At 64.3% G+C, this 18482-nt stretch carries 17 protein-coding genes; 3 read left to right on the top strand and 14 right to left on the bottom strand.

Annotated elements, in window-relative coordinates:
* Positions 1-4: 4 nt before the first annotated feature.
* The 3 genes from pcaG to pcaF all read right to left on the bottom strand — a co-directional run bounded on the left by pcaG (position 5) and on the right by pcaF (position 2630).
* Positions 5-616 carry a protocatechuate 3,4-dioxygenase subunit alpha gene (gene pcaG / locus JQ597_RS28300; RefSeq protein WP_212268761.1) on the bottom strand — a complete coding sequence of 204 codons (612 nt, stop codon included), beginning with the start codon at positions 614-616 and terminating at the stop codon, positions 5-7.
* Positions 617-1318 carry a protocatechuate 3,4-dioxygenase subunit beta gene (gene pcaH, locus JQ597_RS28295; protein WP_212268760.1) on the bottom strand — a complete coding sequence of 234 codons (702 nt, stop codon included), beginning with the start codon at positions 1316-1318 and terminating at the stop codon, positions 617-619.
* A gap of 103 nt (positions 1319-1421) precedes the next feature.
* Entirely contained in the window at positions 1422-2630 is a 1209-nt protein-coding gene (pcaF, locus tag JQ597_RS28290; protein ID WP_192736406.1) for a 3-oxoadipyl-CoA thiolase, read from the bottom strand.
* 318 nt (positions 2631-2948) lie between these two features.
* On the opposite strand from pcaF, the gene mutS reads away from it, so the two are divergent.
* Positions 2949-5690, top strand: a complete 2742-nt coding sequence (mutS, locus tag JQ597_RS28285; RefSeq protein ID WP_212268759.1) for a DNA mismatch repair protein MutS — start codon at positions 2949-2951, stop codon at positions 5688-5690.
* The gene (locus JQ597_RS28280; RefSeq protein ID WP_212268758.1) at positions 5687-5980 is read left to right on the top strand and encodes a hypothetical protein; all 294 of its coding nucleotides are present in this window, start codon (positions 5687-5689) and stop codon (positions 5978-5980) included. The genes mutS and JQ597_RS28280 overlap by 4 nt, the downstream gene beginning before the upstream one ends.
* Here JQ597_RS28280 and JQ597_RS28275 read toward each other — a convergent pair.
* The 7 genes from JQ597_RS28275 to JQ597_RS28245 all read right to left on the bottom strand — a co-directional run bounded on the left by JQ597_RS28275 (position 5977) and on the right by JQ597_RS28245 (position 12213).
* A complete protein-coding gene (locus tag JQ597_RS28275; protein ID WP_212268757.1) occupies positions 5977-6693 on the bottom strand; it encodes a GrlR family regulatory protein in 717 nt (238 codons plus the stop codon). The two genes, JQ597_RS28280 and JQ597_RS28275, sit on opposite strands and share 4 nt — an antisense overlap.
* A gap of 99 nt (positions 6694-6792) precedes the next feature.
* Complete coding sequence (gene coaA, locus JQ597_RS28270; protein ID WP_212268756.1) at positions 6793-7725, bottom strand: type I pantothenate kinase; 933 nt, start codon at positions 7723-7725, stop codon at positions 6793-6795.
* A gap of 85 nt (positions 7726-7810) precedes the next feature.
* Positions 7811-8605: a hypothetical protein gene (locus tag JQ597_RS28265; RefSeq protein ID WP_212268755.1), complete on the bottom strand. Its 795-nt coding sequence runs from the start codon at positions 8603-8605 to the stop codon at positions 7811-7813.
* Between the two features lie 197 nt (positions 8606-8802).
* A complete protein-coding gene (locus JQ597_RS28260) occupies positions 8803-9312 on the bottom strand; it encodes an OsmC family protein (protein WP_192736401.1) in 510 nt (169 codons plus the stop codon).
* A gap of 55 nt (positions 9313-9367) precedes the next feature.
* Positions 9368-10153, bottom strand: a complete 786-nt coding sequence (locus tag JQ597_RS28255) for an ABC transporter ATP-binding protein (protein WP_212268754.1) — start codon at positions 10151-10153, stop codon at positions 9368-9370.
* Entirely contained in the window at positions 10153-11004 is an 852-nt protein-coding gene (locus JQ597_RS28250) for an ABC transporter permease (RefSeq protein WP_212268753.1), read from the bottom strand. Before JQ597_RS28250 ends, JQ597_RS28255 begins: the two co-directional genes overlap by 1 nt.
* A 234-nt stretch (positions 11005-11238) precedes the next feature.
* Positions 11239-12213: an aliphatic sulfonate ABC transporter substrate-binding protein gene (locus JQ597_RS28245; RefSeq protein WP_212268752.1), complete on the bottom strand. Its 975-nt coding sequence runs from the start codon at positions 12211-12213 to the stop codon at positions 11239-11241.
* A 198-nt stretch (positions 12214-12411) separates the two neighbouring features.
* On the opposite strand from JQ597_RS28245, the gene JQ597_RS28240 reads away from it, so the two are divergent.
* Positions 12412-15207 carry a [protein-PII] uridylyltransferase gene (locus JQ597_RS28240; RefSeq protein WP_211995513.1) on the top strand — a complete coding sequence of 932 codons (2796 nt, stop codon included), beginning with the start codon at positions 12412-12414 and terminating at the stop codon, positions 15205-15207.
* A gap of 15 nt (positions 15208-15222) precedes the next feature.
* Here the strand turns inward: JQ597_RS28240 and JQ597_RS28235 are convergent, their stop codons facing one another.
* The 4 genes from JQ597_RS28235 to JQ597_RS28215 all read right to left on the bottom strand — a co-directional run bounded on the left by JQ597_RS28235 (position 15223) and on the right by JQ597_RS28215 (position 18320).
* Positions 15223-15627, bottom strand: coding sequence for a nuclear transport factor 2 family protein (locus tag JQ597_RS28235; RefSeq protein WP_212268751.1), 405 nt, complete (start codon positions 15625-15627; stop codon positions 15223-15225).
* Between the two features lie 203 nt (positions 15628-15830).
* Positions 15831-16358 carry a methylated-DNA--[protein]-cysteine S-methyltransferase gene (locus JQ597_RS28230; protein WP_212268750.1) on the bottom strand — a complete coding sequence of 176 codons (528 nt, stop codon included), beginning with the start codon at positions 16356-16358 and terminating at the stop codon, positions 15831-15833.
* Positions 16339-17919 (bottom strand): DNA-3-methyladenine glycosylase 2 family protein, encoded by a 1581-nt coding sequence (locus tag JQ597_RS38350; protein ID WP_349628892.1) that lies wholly within the window; start codon positions 17917-17919, stop codon positions 16339-16341. Before JQ597_RS38350 ends, JQ597_RS28230 begins: the two co-directional genes overlap by 20 nt.
* Positions 17898-18320: a PaaI family thioesterase gene (locus tag JQ597_RS28215; protein ID WP_249146597.1), complete on the bottom strand. Its 423-nt coding sequence runs from the start codon at positions 18318-18320 to the stop codon at positions 17898-17900. Before JQ597_RS28215 ends, JQ597_RS38350 begins: the two co-directional genes overlap by 22 nt.
* Positions 18321-18482 lie beyond the last annotated feature (162 nt).

Below are 18482 nucleotides of genomic sequence, written 5' to 3'. Positions count from 1 at the left end.
GCGCTTAGACGTCGAAGAACACGGTCTCGTCATCGCCCTGCAAATGGACGTCGAACCGATAGACTGCGCTGGGATTGCAATTCGCACGCTGGGCGATCAGCGTGGCGCGGCGGTCGATCGGTACCAGCGCCAGCACGGGATCGGCGGCATTGGCGGCCTCGCCGTCGAAATAGATCCGCGTGTAGAGATGCAGCAGCATGCCGCGCGCGAACAGCGCGAGCACGAGATGCGGCGCCTGCGGCTTGCCATCGGGATCGGGCACCGTGCCCGGCTTGATGGTGTCGAAGGCATAGCCGCCGTCGGCATCGGTGCCGCAGCGGCCGAATCCCTTGAAGGATGAGTTGGGCAGCGCCCGCTTGTCCTGCGGATCGGAGAAGCGGCCTTGCGCATCGGCCTGCCAGATCTCCAGCATGCAATCCACCATCGGCTTGCCGTCACCGTCGAACACCCGGCCCTCGACGCGGACGCGCTCGCCCGACGTATCCGCCGTCACCAGATTGTTGGAGAAGGCGTCGTTCCAGTCATACTTGCCGTTCGATGTCAGGCCATAGGCGAAATACGGGCCGACGGTCTGTGACGGGGTAACGCCATCCGGCTTGTTCTGGGCCTTGGACACTTACTTGGTCTCCATCGGCGTGGCGTTGCGCCCGCGCAGCACAATGTTGAAGCGGTAGCACAGCGCCCAATCCGGCTTGGTGTTTTCCAGGTCGAAATCGGACACCATCCGGTTACGCGCCTTCTCGTCGGTCACCGAATTGAAGATCGGATCGAACGGGAATAGCGGATCGCCGGGGAAATACATCTGCGTCACCAGCCGCGAGACGAAGGAATGCCCGAATACCGAGAAATGGATATGGGCCGGGCGCCAGGCGTTGTGATGGTTGCCCCAGGGATAGGCGCCGGGCTTGATGGTGACGAAGCGGTAATAGCCTTCGCTATCCGACTGCGTACGGCCGGCACCGGTGAAATTCGGATCGAGCGGCGCCGGATGCTGATCGACGACATGGATATAGCGGCCGCAGGCATTGGCCTGCCACAGCTCGACCAGCGTATTGGGCACGCCGCGGCCGTCTTCATCCAGCACATGGCCGTGCACGATGATGCGTTCGCCGAGCGGCTCGCCCTTGCCCTGGAGCGTGAGGTCGTTGTCGTTTTCGCGCACCGTCTCGTGGCCGTAGACCGGTCCGGTCAGTTCCGACAGCGTATGCCGCATCGGGATCAGCGGCTTGGTGGGCGAGCGCTTCACCGTGCTCTTGTAGCCGGGTGACAGCTGCGGCGGATGCGACGTCAAGCTTTGCAGCGGATAGGATAATGTCATGACGAATTCCTCCCTGGCCTAGCCGGTGAACCTGCCGCCCAGATCATTATATGACATAACTAATTCGGGGAAGGGTGTTTTTGCACCCTCCCAACCCATTGCATCAATTGATCTTTTCGATCGCCATCGCGACGCCCTGACCAACGCCGACGCACATAGTTGCCAAGGCAAGCTTGCCGCCGCGCTTCTCCATGCCGTGCACCGCCGTCATCGCCAGCCGCGCGCCGCTCATGCCGAGCGGATGGCCGAGCGCGATGGCGCCGCCATGCGGATTGACGAAATCGGCATCGTCCTTGACGCCCAATTGCCTGAGCACGGCGATGCCCTGCGAGGCGAAAGCTTCATTGAGTTCGATCAGATCGAAATCGCTGATCTTGATGCCGAGCCGCTCCATCAGCTTGCGGGTCGCCGGCACCGGGCCGATGCCCATGATGCGCGGCGGCACCGCAGCCGACGCCAGCCCGAGGATGCGCGCCCGCGGCGTCAAGCCGTGCTTTTTCACGGCAGCTTCGGAGGCGAGGATCATCGCGGCGGCGCCGTCATTGACGCCGGACGCATTGCCCGCCGTCACCGTGCCGGGATTGCGCACGATCGGCTTCAGTTTTGTCAGACCTTCGAGCGTGGTTTCAGGGCGCGGATGCTCGTCCTTGTCGACGGTGATCGGGCCGGCCTTGCCGCCGGGCACCGAAACGGGGGTGATTTCTTCCGCGAAATAGCCGGCCGCGATCGCAGCGCCCGCACGCTGCTGCGAGCGGATTGCCATCGCGTCCTGATCGGCGCGCGACACCTGGAATTCCTCTGCAACGTTCTCGCCGGTCTCCGGCATCGCGTCGACGCCGTATTGCGCCTTCATCAAGGGATTGATGAAGCGCCAGCCGATGGTGGTGTCGAAAATATCGGCAGAGCGTGAAAACGCTTCCGGCGCCTTGCCCATCACGAACGGCGCCCGGGTCATCGATTCGACGCCGCCGGCAATGGCGAGATCGATCTCGCCTGCGCGGATCGCGCGGCCGCCGGCACCGACCGCATCGAGGCCCGATGCACAAAGACGGTTGAGGGTCTGGCCGGGAACCGAGTCCGGCATACCCGCGAGCAGCAGCGCCATGCGCGCCACATTGCGGTTGTCCTCGCCGGCCTGATTGGCGCAGCCGAAAAACACCTCATCGACCGCTTTCCAGTCGAGATTGGGATGCTTGGCCATCAGCGCCTTGATCGGGGCGGCGGCCAGATCGTCGGCGCGCACCTTGGCGAGCGAACCGCCAAAACGGCCGATCGGTGTCCGTACGGCATCGCAAATGAACACATCACGCATTGAATCTCTCCCTGAACGCCGCGTTTGGGCCGTTGACCCCACTGAATTGATGGCGAGTTTTAGGAGCGGCGCCGCGAGAGGTCAATTGACACTCGTCGTCCCGGCGAACGCCGGGGACCCATACTCCGCGGCGGAAATTGTCAGAAAAAGGCGTCCACCACCGGGGTCCTGCCGAGAGGCCGCGGCGTATGGGTCCCCCGATGCGCAATTGCGCATCTGAGGTCGCGCTTCGCTTCCCCGGGACGACGGGGGAAAACGTGGATTCTCGGGGCAAAGCAATAGGATCAGACGCCGGAATTTTGTAGTTTCCGCCCCGCAATGACGATCCAGCAAAACATCTCCGCACCCCCGCCCCCAGAGGCAACACCAGCGACCGACGCGCCCGCGCGCGTCACGCCGATGATGGAACAATACCTTGAGATCAAGGCCGGCCATCCCGGGCTGCTGCTGTTCTACCGGATGGGCGATTTCTATGAGCTGTTCTTCGAGGACGCCGAGATCGCTTCCAGGACGCTCGGCATCGTGCTGACAAAACGCGGCAAGCATCAGGGCATGGATATCCCGATGTGCGGCGTGCCGGTGGAGCGCTCCGAGGATTACCTGCATCGCTTGATCAATGCCGGTCATCGCGTCGCGGTGTGCGAGCAGACCGAGAATCCCGCCGCCGCACGCGCGCGCGGCAACAAGAGCGTGGTGAGCCGCGGCGTGGTGCGGCTCGTCACACCGGGCACGCTGACCGAAGACACCCTGCTCGACGCCAAGACCAATAATTACCTGCTGGCGATCGCGCGGGCGCGGGGATCAAGCGGCGGCGACCGCATTGGCCTTGCCTGGATCGATATCTCGACCTCCGAATTCATGGTCACGGAATGCTCGACCGCCGAGGTCGCAGCCACCTTGGCGCGGATCAATCCGAATGAAGTCATCGTCACCGACGCGCTCTATGGCGATGCTGATCTCGGCGCCCTGCTGCGCGAACTGCCGGCGGTGACGCCGCTGACCCGCGACGTCTTCGACGGCGCTACCGCGGAACGACGGCTGTGTGATTATTTCGCGGTCGCCACCATGGACGGCCTTTCCGCGATGTCGCGGCTGGAAGCGACCGCGGCGGCCGCCGCCGTGACCTATATCGACCGCACGCAAGTTGGAAAGCGCCCACCGCTGTCGCCGCCGTCGCGCGAGGCCGCCGGCACCACGATGGCGATCGACCCCGCGACCCGGGCCAATCTTGAATTGACGCGTACGCTGGCGGGCGAGCGGCGCGGCTCGCTGCTCGATGCAATCGACTGCACCGTCACCGCGGCGGGATCACGGCTGCTGGCGCAGCGCCTCGCGGCGCCGCTCACCGACAGCGCTGCGATCGCGCGGCGTCTGGACGCCATCGCCACTTTCGTCGCCGACAGCTTTGCGCGCGAGGGTATCCGCACCACGCTGCGCGCGGCGCCTGACATGTCGCGCGCGCTGGCGCGATTGTCGGTGGGCCGCGGCGGCCCGCGCGATCTGGCTGGGCTGCGCGACGGCATCCTCGCCGCGGACCAGGCGCTGGCGCGACTGGCGCAACTGGATGCGCCGCCGGCCGAGATATCAGCCGTGATGGAGGCGCTGCGCCGTCCCTCGCGCGATCTGGCGCGCGAATTCGAACGGGCGCTCGCCGAGCAATTGCCGCTGATCAAGCGCGATGGCGGCTTCGTCCGCGAAGGCTATGAGCCCGCCCTCGACGAGAGCCGCAATCTGCGCGATGCATCGCGTCTCGTGGTCGCCGCGATGCAGGCCCGCTATGCCGACGACACCGGCATCAAGGGCCTCAAAATCCGTCACAACAATGTGCTGGGCTATTTCGTCGAGGTGACGGCGCAGCACGGTGACAAGCTGATGACCGCGCCCTTGAACGCGACCTTCATCCATCGCCAGACGCTGGCGGGCCAGGTTCGCTTCACCACCGCCGAACTTGGCGAGATTGAAGCCAAGATCGCCAATGCCGGCGACCGCGCGCTCAACCTGGAATTGGAAATCTTCGAGCGGCTATCGGTCATCGCGCTTGCCGCCAGCGACGATCTGCGCGCCGCGGCGCACGCGTTTGCGCTGCTCGATGTCGCAACCGCGCTGGCAAAACTTGCGGTCGACGACAATTACGTGCGGCCCGAGGTCGATGGCTCGCTCGGTTTTGCCGTCGAGGGCGGCCGCCATCCCGTGGTGGAAGCCGCGCTGAAGCGCGACGGCCAGCCGTTCATCGCCAATGCCTGCGATCTTTCGCCCGGGCCGGGCCAAAAATCCGGCCAGATCTGGCTGATTACCGGCCCGAACATGGCGGGTAAATCGACCTTCCTGCGCCAGAACGCACTGATCGCCCTGCTGGCGCAGATCGGCAGCTACGTGCCGGCCTCGCGCGCGCGGATCGGCGTCGTCGACCGGTTGTTCTCGCGCGTCGGCGCCGCCGACGACCTCGCACGCGGGCGTTCGACCTTCATGGTGGAAATGGTAGAGACCGCCGTGATTTTGAATCAGGCCAGCGAGCGCTCGCTTGTGATCCTCGACGAAATCGGCCGCGGCACCGCGACCTTCGACGGCCTGTCGATCGCATGGGCCGCGATCGAGCACCTGCACGAAAGCAACCGCTGCCGTGCGCTGTTCGCGACGCATTATCATGAGCTGACCGCGCTCTCAGCCAAGCTGCCGCGGATGTTCAACGCCACGGTGCGCGTCAAGGAATGGCAGGGCGACGTCGTGTTCCTGCACGAGGTGCTGCCCGGTTCGGCCGATCGCTCCTACGGCATCCAGGTCGCCAAACTCGCCGGCCTGCCGCCAGCCGTGATCGCGCGCGCCAAATCGGTGCTGGCAAAGCTCGAGGCCCAGGATCGTGGCCAAACCGCGCGCGCCTTGGCCGATGATCTCCCGCTGTTCGCGGTGCCCTCGCGCGCGGCTGCCGAACCCGCACCGCCGAGCGAGGCGGAGCAGTTGCTCGCCGCCGTGAAGGCGCTGCATCCGGATGAGATGTCGCCGCGCGAAGCGCTGGATGCGCTGTATCGGCTCACGACGCTGGCGAAAGAACGCAAGGCTTGAGGCGCGCCGCGAAAGCGTTCGCGTGGATCGCGCTGGTGTACGGCGCGCCGCCCGTGCTGCTGTTGATCTCGGCCCTGTTTGAAGGCGGCTGGCGGATCTTCGTGTTTCTCGGATTGATCGCACTGCCGCTGCTGCCGCTGATCCTGTTGCAGGATTCACGCGACTGGCGGACGCCGCCGCCGAGCGTGCCGTTGGCGGTGGCATTGGTCTCGCTGGCGGCGACAACGCTGCTGTATTTGCGGCTGTTTGGCGTCATTCAATGGAGACTGCCTTGGGGCGCAGCGGGCTAGCGGCCCACGTCGGCGAACGGCTGGATCAACTTCAGCGTGGCGGCGAGGCGGATGCTGCGCTTGCCGGCCAACGCGGTTGCCTCCATTTCAGCACCGTTGGCGTCGCAGCGCCCTGAGAAACCGATGCCGACTTCATAACCGCCGAACAGCGGATGCTCGGCCTTCGCCGGGGTGTGTTCCTGATTGACGAACTCGCCCTTCCAGCTGCCGTTCGCCGAACTATAGGCCCCGAGATAATAGAAAAACGCGTCGCCGCCGAGAATCCGGCCGTCATGCAGCAGCATCACCCCGGTATGCCCGCCGGCAAGGCCGTCCAGCATCCGGATGTCGATCGAGTAGAGTCCGCTGACGATGCCGCCGTCGCCGACTATACCGGGCGGCGGAATGTCGTCATTGCCGAGCGGCGTCATGAGCGCGCGAAACACCGAGCCGGCGTCCTCCACCACTTCACCCGCGAAGCGATAGGCCTGGCCCTCTGCCCTGCCGCGTATACTGAGCGTGACCTGGTCGGAACTGACCAGCGATCTAGGGCGGGGCGATGCGCTGTGGCGCCGGGTCCTGAGCCTGGCGACGATTTCACCGTCCACGATCTGGTAGCTGCCGAAATGGGCGAATGCCGTATTGCCGCCAAGCATCGTTCCGGCCTGGGCGTAGAGCACGCTGCGGCCGGAGCCCTCATTGATGTCGTACTCGACCTTGTACAATCCCTCCACCGCACGCCCCAGTTCTGCTCTGCCGCCAACCTAGCGGGTCGCGCGGCGGCGGTAACTAGCAATCTTCCGAACCGGCGACGAAATGCCTGATACCGCCGCCTATGTCTCTCGCAACCAGACCTCACCAACCGAGTGATCGGAACGCTTGCGGAGCACGACATCGGCACGTGTGCGGGTAGGCAGAATGTTCTCACGGAGATTTGCGCGATGATGCTCACGCCACAGCCTGTTCGCGACCTCCCGCGCATCGCTTGGTGGCAAATCCCTGTAGTGGTGGAAGTATGAGGCGGGCTGCTGGAAGGCGGTCCGCTGCAAACTGAGAAAGCGCTCGACGTACCACGACTGGATGTCGACCTCGTCAGCATCCAGGTAGATCGAAAAGTCGAAGAAGTCAGAAACGACCATGGGCGCCGTGCCGCGCGCATGCAGCACGTTGAGGCCCTCAAACATCAAGATGTCCGGATGCCGAACGACCTGATGCTCCGAAGGCACGATATCCCCGATCAGATGCGAGTACCCTGGCAGTTCAAGATCGCCCCTGCCCGCTTTCACCGCCGACAGGAACCGCAGCATTCTCGGCAGGTCGTAACTCTCAGGAAAGCCCTTCCGTCGCATCAGCCCTCGTTCCTCCAGAACCCGGTTGGCATGCAGGAACCCGTCAGTGGTAACGAGTTCGACCCGGCGATGGTCCGGCCACCGCGCCAAAAGCGCGCAAAGCACGCGGGCAAACGTGCTCTTGCCAACCGCAACACTGCCCGCCAACGCGACGATATAAGGCGCGCTGTGCGGTGCGCGGCCCAGGAACGCACTCTTGACATGTGCAAGGCTACGCGCCGCAGTGAAATGAAGGTTCAGCAGCCGAGCTAGCGGCAAGTATATGTCGGCGACTTCGTCTGACGTGATCGGCTCGTTCAGGCCGCGAAGTGCCGTGAGGTCCGCTTCGGAGAGCGTCAGCGGTGTGTTGAAGCGTAACGCTGCCCACTCGCTTCGTCCGAAGGTCATATATGCCGAAAGCTCCTCGGATTGGCTCATCGGTTCCGCTCTCGGCAAAGGTGGACGCACTCACCAATTTGGCCGCAGTAAATCCATGTTGCAACTCGGATTACAGCAGGGATCGTCATCGCACAGCCTTCCGCCGTCCCTTCCACCACAGCGCCAGATTCCAAGAGACGCAGGTCGCGAGCCCGAGGCTCAGCCCGATCACCGACCCGAACTGCAATGCGGCAACATGCAACACCGCAATCGCAAGGCCCAAACCGATCAAGCCCCAGGCGCTGTTGGCGAGCACGGCTGCGGTCGGTGGGCCGCCGATGCGCGGGTGCAGGATCAGCATCATCGAGGTGAACACGATCGGAAACAGCGCGATGATGCCGCTGATTTTCGGACCGACCCAGCCTGACGTCGTGACCACGGTCGCAACCAGGGTCGCAACCAGCGAGGCACGCAGGGGGATGTCGTACCAGCGCCGCGTGACCGGCGGCATCTTGACGTGACGGTAGCGCGCCAGCAGCGGCACGCAGATCGCAAAGGCGATGGCATTGACGACCAGGCCACTGGCCAGCGTCCAGGGCACCGAGCGAATGATCGAGGCAAGTGCGATCCACACCGCGACCGCGGAAAGGCAACTGACGACCGCGCTCCGGCGCTGCGCCAGCACGACATAGGTCAGCCCCATAAAGATCGTCGCGGCGTTGATCGGCAGGCTCGCCAGCGCACCTTCGGCGATGAAGGCCGCGTCATGATCGAGCGCGAGAAACACATAGGACGGCCCCGCCGAAATCGGCAATGTCGCGATCAGCGCGCCGATCACCGGGCCTGACTTCTCGGTGATGATGGACGCCGTCACCACGAACGCCGCTGTTATCACCATGCGCAGGACGAGCGTCAGGAGGAAGATGGATTCGGGAGACATTTAAAGCCGGGCCGCTTCTTACCCTCCCCTGGAGGGAGAGGGTCGGCTCACATGGAGCGTAGCGAAGTGTGAGACGGGGTGGGGTGACGGTCTCTCAACTTGGCGACCGCTCGCGTGGAGAGACTGTCACCCCACCCCGCCGCTCATTTCATGAGCGTCGACCCTCCCCCTCCAGGGGAGGGTAAGAACACGCGGGGCTACACCCGCTTCATCGACACCGCGACCTTCGGGCCGTTCCGGATGGTCTGATAGACCACGCAATAACGCTCGGTGAGCTTTAGCAAGAGATCGAGCTTGTCCTGCGGTGCGTCGGTCTCGACGTCGAAGCGCAGACGGATTTCGGCGAAACCGACCGGGGCTTCCTTGTCGACGCCGAGCGTGCCGCGGAAATCGAGATCGCCCTCGGCGATGACGTGGCCGCTCTTGAGCGGAATTTCGACCGCGGTCGCCACCGACTTCAGCGTCACGCCGGCGCAGGCGACGAGCGCTTCCAGCAGCATGTCGCCGGAACACAGCTCAAGCCCGGAACCGCCGGTGGCGGGATGCAGGCCTGCAACGGCCAGCGCACGGCCGGTTTCGACCTTGCAGGTAAGGCCTTCATTGTCGATCGAGCCCTTGGCTTTGAGCGTGATGACGGCGGCTGAGGGATCGGACTTGTAGCGCTCCTTGATCGGGGCCTGCATCGCACGGAGTTCGGCGGCGTCCATTTTTTTCTCCCGGCTGTTTTTGTACGTCCGGATTTAAAGCCTTATGGAGCCGATGTCACCACCACATCGCCTCGCCGGTGGTCGATTTGGCATCGGCGTCGGGCACATTGCGGTCGAGCGAGCGATCCAGCGCGGTCAGCACGCGGCGCTTGAAATTGTCGAAGTGCGGCGAATTACGGTCGCGCGGCCGCGCCAGATTGATCTTGATCTCCTCGAACAGCCGTCCCGGCCGCGGCCGCATCACAAGCACGCGATCCGCCAGCACCACGGCCTCATCGACGTCATGCGTCACCAGCATGAGCGTTGGCCTTGTATCGTTCCAGAGATCGAGCAGATGGTCCTGCAGGTCCCGTCGCGTGAAGGCATCGAGCGCCGAAAACGGCTCGTCCAGCAGCAGCACTTCCGGCTGCGGCACCAGCGCGCGGGCGATCGCGACCCGCTGCGCCTGCCCGCCGGACAATTCGCGCGGCCAGGCGCTGGCCTTATCCGCGAGGCCAACCCGATCCAATGCACGCGCGACCTTTTCGCGTCGCGCGGCGGCGGACAACTCAGAAAGGCCGAAACCGATATTGTCGGCGACGCTGAGCCACGGCAGCAGCCGCGGCTCCTGGAAGATGATGCCGATTTTTGCGTGCGGGGCAGTAATTGCAATGTCGTCCAGCGTCACCGTGCCCGTGGTGGCGCGGTCGAGGCCGGCGATGGCGCGCAGCAAGGTCGACTTGCCACAGCCGGAGCCGCCGATGATGGCGACGATCTCGCCGAGCTTGATGTCGGCGGAGAACCGCTCCAGTGCATGGACGCCGTTCGGATAGGTTTTGCCAACGCGATCGAGTGCGAGCATCAGGCCGCTCCGCTCTTGCCGCCGAACGCATCCTGCCAGCGCAGCAGCGGCGCGGTGGCGATCTCGATCAGCCAGTCGGTGGTCTTGCCCAGAATCGCGAAGATCACGATCGCGGCGACGATCTGCGCCGGCTTGCCGAGCTGCTGGCCGTCGATCAGGAGATAGCCGAGCCCTTCGGAGGCGCCCATGAATTCGGCGGCGACGACGAACATCCAGCCGAGGCCAAGGCCGACGCGCAGCGCCACGACATAGGCCGGCAGCACCGCGGGCAACAGGATGCGGCGGATCATCGCCGGGCCACTGAGCCGGAACGTGCGGCCGACCTCGACGATCTTGCGGTCGACCGAGAGGATCGCGCCCATCACGCCGAGATAGACCGGAAAGAACACCCCGACCGCGATCAGCGCAACCTTCGAGGTTTCGAAAATACCGAGCCACAGGATGAACAGCGGCACCCAGGCGATCGACGGTATAGCGCGCAACGCCTGCACCGTCGGATCGAGCAGCCGCCGCGCCAGTCCCCAATAGCCGGAGATCGCGCCGAACAACGTGCCGGCGACGACACCGATGACAAAACCCGAGGCGACCCGGCTCAGCGTCGCGATGATATGGCGCGACAGCTCGCCGCTCCTGGCGAGTTCCACCATGGTGGCGAAGATTTTGGTCGGCGGCGGCACCAGCCGGCCGTTGGAAAAGCCTGCCCAGACCGCGATTTCCCAGGCCAGCGCGAGTCCCACCGGCAGCAGCAGCCCCAGCGCCGGCCCCGCATAACGCCGCAGGCGCGCCGACGACGCTTTTGGCGTCATCGCATCGGTCCGTTCCAGCGCTGGCAGTTCAACGGTCATGGCCATAGCAAGAACGCGTCTTTCGAGGGATTGCAAGGTGGCGGCTTACCCTCCCCTGGAGGGGGAGGGTCGGCTCGCATGGAGCGAAGCGAAATGCGAGACGGGGTGGGGTGACGGTCTCTCAACTCGGAGACCGTTCGAGTGGAAAGACCGTCACCCCACCCCGCCGCTCATTTCATGAGCGTCGACCCACGAGCGAGCTTCGCTCGTCTCGGACCCCTCCAGGGGAGGGTGAAAACCTCAATTCGTCGGCAGCGGGACCTGATCGTCGATCAGCGCATCCAGCGTCGCCTTGACGTCGACCGTGGCGGCAACGACGCCGGCCTGCTGCAAAGCGAGGCCGGCGGCGAGGATGGATTCGCGCTGCGGTGCGCCGATGCGGCTGTGGGTCAGTTCGGTGCGCTCCTTGAGCTGCTTGTCGACGACCGCGTCCGGCAGCTTGGTGATGCCGATGAAAGTTTTCTTCAGGTCGTCGTAATTGGCCAGCGAGTATTTGCGCGCCTCTTCGTATACCGCGAGCACGCGGCGAACCGCGTCCGGATAGTCCTTCAGGAACTGCTCGCGCACATTGAGGATGCCCCAAGTGTTGGCGTCGGGCTTGCGGAAGAACAGTTTGGCGCCCTCCTCGACTTCGGCCTGCGCCATCATCGGATCGAGCCCCGCCCAGGCGTCGACGTCGCCGCGGATCAGTGCGGTCTTGCCGTCGGCGTGCTGCAGCAGCACCGGGGTGATGTCTTTTTCGGAGAGGCCCGCGCCGAGCAGCGCACGCACCAGGAAGATGTGCGGATCGGTGCCGCGCGTCACCGCGACGCGCTTGCCCTTGAGGTCGGCAATGCTGGCGATCTTGGAATCCTTTGATGTCACCAGCGCGGTCCATTCGGGGCGCGAATAGACATAGATCGACTTGATCGGATTACCGTTGATCTTGGCGACCAAAGCGGCCGAGCCCGCGCTCGATCCGAAGTCGATCGATCCGGCGTTGAGGAATTCGAGCGCCTTGTTGGAACCGGCCGACTGCACCCAGACGACGTTGATGCCGTCCTTGGCGAACTCCTTTTCCAGCAGGCCCTTCTGCTTGAGGATCATCGACACCGGGTTGTAGGTCGCCCAGTCGATGCGAATTTCCTTGAGCGGGTCGGCGGCGAAGGCCGCACCGGGCAGCAAGGTCGAGGCTGCGATAACAGCAGCAAACGCGCGCCGTGAAATCCTGGACATTCCCTCGTCTCCTCATATCCCAAAAAAACTGTCTTTTATTTCAATGAGTTAAACCGCAAGGTCAACGAGAAAATAGCTGCCGCCAAAGCTGCGCCTTGAGAACGGGTTTACCCAAAGCAGCGCGAATCCAGCATAGAACCACTGTTGCCTCACAATCATCCGTGACAGCGTCTGCGCCGTCCGATATCGGGATAGATCATGGACAGCGTTGTGACCGAGGACCGCCCTGTGGCGGATGATCGTTTTGATACCGCGCGGATCACCGCCGCGATCGATGCGCTCGCCGAAAAAAATGCCGGCCGCGAGGACGTGTTTCGCTCGGCGATGGCACAATTGCTCAAGGCCGAGTTGATCGCGGCGCGAAAAACCGCGCAAGCCGTGCTGCTGAAGGACCGCCACGGCCGCCGCTGCGCGGAGCGATTGTGTTTCGTGCAGGATGAAATCATCCGCATTCTCTATTCCGCCGCCACGCGGCACCTCTATCGCTCGCATGTCCGATCGGGCGAAGAGCGCATGTCTGTCGTCGCCACCGGCGGTTATGGCCGCGGCCTGATGGCGCCGGAATCCGATATCGATCTGCTGTTCATCCTGCCCTACAAGCAGACCGCCTGGGGCGAGCAGGTCGCCGAAGCCATTCTCTATTGCCTGTGGGACATGGGACTGAAGGTCGGCCACGCCACGCGTTCGGTCGATGAATCGGTCCGGCAGGCGCGCGGCGACATGACGATCCGCACCGCCATCCTCGAAACCCGGTTCCTGACCGGCGACCAGCCGCTCTACGACGAACTGGTCGCGCGCTTCGACAAGAACGTGGTGCAGGGCACCGCGGCTGAATTCGTCACCGCCAAGCTCGCCGAGCGCGAAGAACGCCATCGCCGCGGCGGGCAGTCGCGCTATCTGGTCGAACCCAATGTCAAGGACGGCAAGGGTGGCCTCCGCGACCTCCATACACTTTTTTGGATCGCGAAATACGTCTATCGCGTGCGCGAGACCGATGAACTGGTCGAGCGCGGCGTGTTCGACGCGCAGGAATACCGCACCTTCCGCCGCTGCGCCGACTTCCTGTGGTCGGTGCGCTGCAATTTGCACTTCGTCTCCGGCCGCGCCGAAGAACGACTGTCGTTCGACATGCAGCGCGAGATCGCGGTCCGCCTCGGCTATACCTCGCATCCCGGCATGCAGGATGTCGAACGCTTCATGAAGCACTACTTCCTGGTCGCCAAGGACGTCGGCGACCTCACCGCGATCCTGTGCGCCAAGCTGGAAGACGAGCAGGCCAAGCCGGCGCCGGTCTTGAGCCGCGTCGTGGCTCGGTTCCGGCCCGGCATCAAGCGGCGGCGGGTGCCCGACAGCGACGATTTCATCATCGACAACAACCGCATCAATCTCGCGGCGCCCGACGTCTTCAAGCACGATCCGGTCAATCTGATCCGGATATTCCGCCTCGCACAGAAGAACAATCTCGCCTTTCATCCGGATGCGATGCGCACGGTGACGCGCTCGCTGAAGCTGATCAACACCGGCTTAAGGGAAAATCCGGAAGCCAATCTTCTGTTCATGGAGATCCTGACGTCCGACAACGCCGAGACCGTGCTGCGGCGCATGAACGAGACCGGCGTGCTTGGTCACTTCATCCGCGCCTTCGGCAAGATCGTGTCGATGATGCAGTTCAACATGTACCACCATTATACGGTGGACGAGCATCTGATCCGCTGCGTCGGCTTCCTGCAGGACATCGAGCGCGGCGGCAACGACGAGTTCACAGTCGCCAGCGATCTGTTCCGCAAGATCCAGCCCGAGCATCGCGCGGTGATCTACATCACCACGCTGCTGCACGACATCGCCAAGGGCCGGCCCGAGGACCACTCGATCGCCGGCGCCAAGGTGGCGCGGCGGCTGTGCCCGCGGCTCGGCTTCAACACCGCCGACACCGAACTGGTGGCGTGGCTGATTGAAGAGCATCTGACCATGTCGACGGTGGCGCAGTCGCGCGACCTGTCGGACCGCAAGACGATTGAGAATTTCGCCGCCGTGGTGCAGTCGGTCGAGCAGATGAAGCTGCTGACGATTCTCACCACCGCCGACATCCGCGGCGTCGGCCCGGGCGTGTGGAACGGCTGGAAGGCGCAATTGCTGCGCACGCTGTATTACGAAACCGAGCCGGTGCTGACCGGTGGGTTCTCGGAAGTGAACCGCGCCCAGCGCATCGCGGTGGCGCAGTCCGAATTCCGCGCCGCCTTCACCGAATGGCCGGAGCAGGAACTCAACGCCTATATCGCGCGGCATTACCCGGCCTATTGGCTCAAGGTAGAGCTACCGCGAAAAATCCGCCACGCGCGTTTCCTGCGGGCCAGCGAACAGGCCGGCCACAAGCTTGCGATCAATGTCGGCTTCGACGAAGCGCGCGGCGTCACCGAACTGACGATCCTGGCGACCGACCATCCCTGGCTGCTGTCGATCATCGCCGGCGCCTGCGCGTCGGCGGGCGCCAACATCGTCGACGCGCAGATCTACACCACCACCGACGGGCGCGCGCTCGACACCATCGCCATCTCCCGCGAATACGACCGCGACGAGGACGAGGGCCGCCGCGCCACGCGAATCGGCGAGATGATCGAGCAGGTGCTGGAGGGCAAATTGCGCCTGCCCGAAGTGGTGGCGCGCAAGGCGGCCGCGCGCGGCAAGGTGCGGCCCTTCGTCGTCGAGCCTGAAGTCACCATCAACAATCAATGGTCGGACCGCTACACCGTGATCGAGGTCTCCGGCCTCGACCGCCCGGGTCTGCTGTACCAGCTGACGACGGCGATCTCGAAGCTCAACCTCAACATCGCCTCCGCCCATGTCGCGACCTTCGGCGAGCGCGCCCGCGACGTGTTCTACGTCACCGATCTGCTCGGTGCGCAGATCACTGCGCCGACGCGGCAGGCCGCGATCAAGAGCGCGCTGCTGCACCTGCTCGCGAGCGAGGACAACGCCGCCCAGCCGGCGGCGTGATCCGTCACTCTTCTCTCAGAACTGGGTAATCGGCTCCAGCTTCTCGCCCTTGCGGAACGCGCGCAGCGGCGCCGTGTCGGTATAGACCCGCTCCTCGATGATCTTGCCATTTTTGATGCGGAACTTGTCGACGCCACGCCAGTCGAATCTGACGCCGCCTACGTTGCGCGTGGTCTGCCATTCGATGATCACGACGTCGCCGCGCGAGGTCCAGTCCAGCAACTGCCAGACGAAATCCGGTGCCGCCGCGGTCTGCACTTCCATCAGCCGGTCGAGTTCGTTGCCCGCCACGCGCCGGCCCACCAGCGGCGTATGCAGCGAGCCTTCGGGGTGCCAGAGATCGAGAAATGCCTTTCCGTCCCGCGCCGCCCAGGCGGCGGCAAATCGCGTCACAAATTCCTGAATTTCTGCGTCCGTCATTGGTCGTCTCCTTGTTGGAATGTGGGGAGACGCTAGGGGCGTGGCGGCAGACTGTCTGGCGGTTTACGGACCTGACATGTCTCCGTCATTCCGGGGCGCGCGTAGCGCGAGCCCGGAATCCATAACCCAGATCGGGAGTATGGATTCCGGGCCTGCGCCAAGAGGCGCATCCCGGAATGACGCGTTGAGAGATTGCACGCCCATTACGCGCCGATCACTACACCCTCATGCTCCAGCAACCACCGCTTCCGCTCCAGCCCGCCGCCATACTTGACCAGCGCACCGTTGGCGCCGATCAGGCGATGACAGGGCACGACGACGCTGATCGGATTGGAGCCGTTGGCATGACCGACCGCACGCATGGCTTTTGGCGCGTTCAGCTTGGCTGCCAGCGCGCCGTAGCTCATCGTTGTGCCGGCAGGTATCTTCGGCAATGCAGTCCAGACCTTTTGCTGGAACGGCGTACCCGCAACGCGCCACTTGATCGCGTTGAGGCGATCGAGATCGCCTTTGAAGTACCCTGTCAGCGCCACCCTCAACTCTTTCGGTGACCGCACCTCTTTCAGGTCAACCAGACCATATTGCAGCCGCAGCAACTCCTTCATGCGCGGCCCGTGCTCTTCCCAATCCAGCGCACGCAGCACGCCGCCGGAATCGGTCACCAGCAACGCGGTTCCGATCGGCGTTTGCAGCCGGTCGAGATTGAAGGTTTCAGGCGGCTTCGCGCTCATCGATTTTCCCGGACAAGGCGGGATGCGGTACACCCGCGGCCCACAGATGCAACGCCGCATAGGCGCGCCACGGCCGCCAGCGCTCGCTGCGCGTCAGCAATTCCGCAGGCGACGGCCGCCGACCTTCGCCGTCGGTCATCGCGCGGAGCAATCCAATGTCGGCGGCGGGGAACGCATCGGGTTCGCGGAGCTCGCGCATGGCGATGTACTGCGCGGTCCATTCGCCGATTCCCGGCAGCGCCCTCAATTTCACGATCGCATCCTCAAGGCTGGCGCCGCGGCTGAATATCGCGGGATCGGCCGAGATCGCCTGCGCCAGCGAGGTCACCGCCATCGCCCGCGCACCGGGCATCCCGAGCGTTGCCAGATTGGAGCTAGCAATCCGCGCCGCAAAGGGAAACAGATGGCTGAGACCCTCGCTGTCTGTCATCGCAGGCGGCAGCGGATCGCCAAAGGCCTGCACCAGTTTGCCGAGCAGTTTGGTCGCGGCAGGAACCGTGATCTGCTGGCCGAAGATCGCGCGCACCGCGAGTTCGAAACCGTCCCATGCCCCGGGGACTCGCAAGCCCGGCCGCGCCGCGACCAGCGGCGCCAGGCTCGGGTCGAGCGCGAGATGCGCGCCGATCGTATCGGGATCGGCGGCGAGATCGAACACCCGGCGGACCCGCGCGATGATCTGCGGCAAGGCCGCCATCTCGGGGAAGCGAACGCGGACGTCGATCCGGTTCTTCGGCGCGGGCACGACGCTGATCACGCCGCACTTGCCGCCGATCGCAATCGTGCGGCGATAGCTATCGCCGGCAACGATCTCGACACCGGGAATGGCGCGGGCGCTGAGGAACGACAGCATCGCGTCCCAATCATAGGGCGGCCGATACGGAAGACGAACCGACAGCGCACCGGCTTCACGCCTGGTCTTGTCGCGGGAACGCCGCAACGCGGCCGGCGGACGTCCGAACAGTTCCAAAAAGGTTTCGTTGAAGCGGCGCACGCTGTTGAAGCCGGACGCCAGGGCGACCTCGGCCATCGGCAGCGGCGTTTCGTGGATCAACTGCTTGGCAAGCAGCACCCGTCGGGTTTGGGCCACCGCAATCGGCGAAGCGCCGACGTGTTGACGGAACAGCCGCCGCAATTGCCGCCCGCCGACGCCGAGCCAATTAGCCAGACCTTCTACATCGTCACCATCGAGCCCGCCGGATTCGATCAATGCCAGCGCGCGCGAAACCGTATTGGAGCTGCCGCGCCAGAACGCGAGGTCAGGCGACACTTCCGGCCGGCAGCGCAGGCAGGGACGGAAGCCGGCCTCCTGGGCTGCGGCCGCCGAAGCATAGAACGACACGTTCTCGAATTTCGGGGTGCGCGCCGGACAGATCGGCCGGCAATAGATGCCGGTGGTTTTGACACCGACAAAAAGCCGCCCGTCGAACCTGATATCCCGGGTCGAAATCGCGCGGTAGCAAGCGGTACGGTCCATATCCATCAGGAAATCATCCACCATCGTGCAGGGCATGTCCCGCGCTTTGCGCGCGGATGCGCGGCTCAGTTCTCGAAAATCAGGCAAGTCGTGGTGCCCTGGGCAAGCAAACGTCCCTTGCTATCCGTGATGCGTCCTTCCGCGGTGCCGACCCGCCGGCCGCTGCTGAGCACAATGCCCTCGGCCCTGATCGTGCCGGTCTCGGGCGTAATCGGTCGCACCAGCGAAATCTTGAACTCCAGCGTCGTCGATCCCAGACCTTTCTCCAGGGTCGACTGAATGGCCAGCCCCATGCAGCTGTCGAGCAGCGTGGCCGAGAAGCCGCCGTGCACGGTGCCGGCTGGATTGAGATGGTCGTCACTCGGTTCGGCGGTGATGACCACGCGCCCGCTCGCGGCTTCGGTGACATCGTAGCCCAGTGTGCGCGCGATCGTGTTGAGGGGCAGCGTGCCATCCGCGAGCCCCTGGACAAATTCCAGGCCGCTCATTTCCTTGCGCCTGATGACGCTGACGGTGCCGTATGTTCTGTCGGTACGCATTCCCATTGATTCCTCGCGCTGTCGCTCGATCGAAGCATCTGATATCGCGTCCCGCCTGTCTCGCGGTTTTCGGACCTCATCATTCTCTGCAAAATATCGGCACGCCGCCGC

Origin of the sequence: Bradyrhizobium sp. AUGA SZCCT0177 (genome assembly GCF_018130125.1) — a bacterium.
GTDB lineage: Bacteria > Pseudomonadota > Alphaproteobacteria > Rhizobiales > Xanthobacteraceae > Bradyrhizobium.
This window is presented reverse-complemented; position numbering and strand designations above follow the sequence as displayed.